This is a genomic window from Acetatifactor sp. (genome assembly GCF_982438285.1).
This window is the reverse complement of the sequence record NZ_CEWDFQ010000352.1, coordinates 1-3,075: the sequence shown is the minus strand read 5'-3', so window position 1 is coordinate 3,075 and position 3,075 is coordinate 1. Positions and strand designations below refer to the sequence as shown.

The 3,075-nt window shown below is 49.9% G+C and carries 2 protein-coding genes; both read right to left on the bottom strand.

Annotation, left to right across the window (positions count from 1 at the left end):
- Positions 1-78 precede the first annotated feature (78 nt).
- Positions 79-2,139 (bottom strand): hypothetical protein, encoded by a 2,061-nt coding sequence (locus AC1WIP_RS13705; RefSeq protein WP_481142354.1) that lies wholly within the window; start codon positions 2,137-2,139, stop codon positions 79-81.
- A gap of 172 nt (positions 2,140-2,311) precedes the next feature.
- Positions 2,312-3,075: glycoside hydrolase family 130 protein (locus AC1WIP_RS13700; protein ID WP_481142353.1), on the bottom strand; the 764-nt coding region annotated here is incomplete at its 5' end.

Genomic DNA, 3,075 nt, shown 5'->3' with positions numbered 1-3,075 from the left:
GATTATATTAACATAAAAATCTCAGTCTGTCTACTATGTTTTTGCGGAAATTTTTAGAAAAATAAATTCACCCCTTTTTTAATAAGGAAATCCCATCATGCCTTCCGCTTCTATTTTCCAGGAACCGTCCGAGGGAAAACCGGGATGTGGTTTCCCACAGCCGGGATATCCCATGACCATCAGGGGAATTGCAAACAGCAGGGAACCGTTTCCCGGCAGATACAGCGTGAGGTAGCTTCTGGATTCCTGCAGATTGTGCCCGTTTGACATATACTGATTCTGAGGCGTATCGTTCAGCAGAATATCCAAAGCGCGCTCAGGATTGCCCAGACGTGTTTCGGTCATTGCCATCATAGCAAAATCCCATCCCCACATGGTTCTAAAATCCCATGACTGATAAATTTTGTCAAGAGTATTCTGCATAAGCCTGGGCTTGATCCCTTCTCCCGGCAGCAGTCCCATGGCCGCCACAACGCTTGGGTGATCCTTGGCGTATTCGGTATAGCTGGTTTCACACAATTCATGTCCCAGATAAACCCCGTCAAGCACTCTTGGCTGCGCCATGTGGTCAGCCACCTCCTCCCATTGCTCAGGACAGCTTCTGTGCAGGCGCTTTGCCCAGGTGACAGCCAGCTTTAAGCCAAACTGCCAATACTCTACTTCAAAAGCAGGATTCAGCGTATCCTCAGGCCGGTACACCTCCTGGGCCGGAATCACCGGTGCAGTCAGCTCATACACCCCCTTTTCTGCATTATACTCTGCAAAATCAGCCATATAGTCTGCCGTTTCTCTGACAATATCCCAATATTCCTCCAAAAGGGCGTTGGACTTTTCCGCCTGGTAAACCAGCTCCAGCATATAAATGGGGTGAGGCTGCTGCCAAAGCAGAAGGGGAGAAATAGGGGAGGGAGAGTCCACTCCTTCCGGCCCCACCATCTTAGGCCACTTTGCCCCCTTATAATTATTTCTGCGGGCATTGTGAATTGCCTTTGGCAGAATCTTTTGATACCAGGCAAGACTTTTTTTCAGCAGCCCGCTTCTGCCCCAAAGCGGCAGGTAAGCAAGATGCCAGAAATACATTTCCAGATGGGCCTTCCCGAACCAGCTGTTTATGGTAAGGCCCGTTTCCTGGGGCGGCATGCTGCCGCAGGAGTTGACTGCGCTCACATACAAGGACAATATAATTCTCCGCTCCAGCTCCTGAGCCCTGATATCTGAAGAGCCCTCAAAGGAAATGAAAGCACCCATTTCCCAAAAATTCTTCCATTTTTCAACGCTGCTTTTCCTGCATTCCTCCACCCCTGCTTTTGGAAGCTTTTCTGCTTTTTCCGCAAAGCTCACCGTAAACGCTGCCGTTTCCTCCTCTGCAAATTTACACAGATATTCATGTGACCGCTCCTGTGTCACCTGCAGGCCGCTCTCTGCAGACAATTTCAGATAGGAGCTGTCCCAATCCAGAAGATGCTCAATACGCCAGGCATGGTCATCCTCTTCCTGCAGGTTCGTGCGGTGTCTGTTTTCAGACTGCCAGTCAGAGCCGGTAAGATTCCAGCTGCCGTAGGGAAAACGGAGCGCCACCTGCAAATCTCCCTGTTTCAGCAGTTCGGAGTGTACCACAAAGGAAAGAACGTCCTTTTTTTGATGGCACATGGTTTCTACCGTCACGCACTTGCCCCACAAGGTAAATGTGCTGTACAGAATTCCCGAATATAAATCCAGATGCTGCTCCACATCCTTCAGCTGTTTTGCGCTGATTGGCTTTCCCTGGTATACAAATCCCAGATTCACCAGATTGTATCTGTGAGGGTTTTCTCTCAGCCAGTCATACACCTTCTCATTGCCAGGCTGCTTTTTTACAGGATACCTTACCGTGCCTCTTTTGTGGGGATACTCTGTCATTACAAGGTCCCTGTCCAAATCATAGGTGCCGCCCTCCGGGGTCGGCGTGGTATGCCAGCCCCATTCGCTCATGGTAAGCAGCGGAAAGCCCTCCGCCGCCTGCTCTTCGCACAGGGTCTGCATTCCCGTAATATCCGTGGTATATGCAATGCTGCCGTTTCCCACAGTCAGAGGGGAAAGCCATTCTATTTTCTGTCTGAAAGGGTTATGCTTCCTCACAATTTTTTTTCTGTCTATCACGAAAATCTCCCTCCCGCCGTTTGTTCTGTATTTTTGGTAATTGCGAAACTCGCTCCCTGGTATCAGAAACTGGGCGTAATAACCAAAATAAGGGTGACTAGCTGCTGCTTCGGAACCCGTTTTTGGTTATTATGACCAGGTTCGTGACTTTGTCAGCGAGTTTCGCAAACACCTATTTGATTTGCTTCAAATATTCCAAGTTCTTTTGAATCAGACTGCAGCGCTGTGCAACGCATTCCACGGACCGTCCCGGGTCTTTCGGAGTGTTAAACACATAATCCGTCAGTCTGTCAAGATCGGTAACTGCCACGTGCATTCTGGTATCGCTGGAGGCGTAGTAAATGAAAACCTTTCCTTTTTCATTCACAATGGCTCCGTTGGTAAACACCACGTTGGACACATCGCCTACGCGCTCGCCTCCCATGGGAGCAATCAGATACCCTGAGGGCTCCGCAATCACTCTCGCAGGATCGTCAAGGGCCGTTGCAAAAGCATAAATCACGTAACGCAGTCCTGCAGCCGTACCCCGGACTCCGTGGGCAATATGAATCCAGCCTCTGTCCGTCTTGATGGGAACCGCCCCTGCTCCGTTCTTTACCTCCGTAATGGTATGGTATTTCCGTATGCTTGTCATGCGCTCCTCATCAATCACCGCATGGGTAATGTCATCGCACAGGCCGAAGCCGATTCCGCTGCCGGAGCCCGTTTCAATAAAGCCGTCCATGGGTCTGGTGTAAAAAGCATATTTTCCATTTACAAACTCCGGATGCAGCACTACATTGCGCTGCTGCGTGGAATGCAGCGTCGTGAGATTGTCCAGTCTCTCCCAGGTTTTCAAATCCTTTGTCCTGACAATTCCTGCCGCTGCCACTGCCGCCGAAAGGTCGCTGTTCTCCTTATCCTTGCTTTCCGAGCAGAACACTCCGTAAATATAAC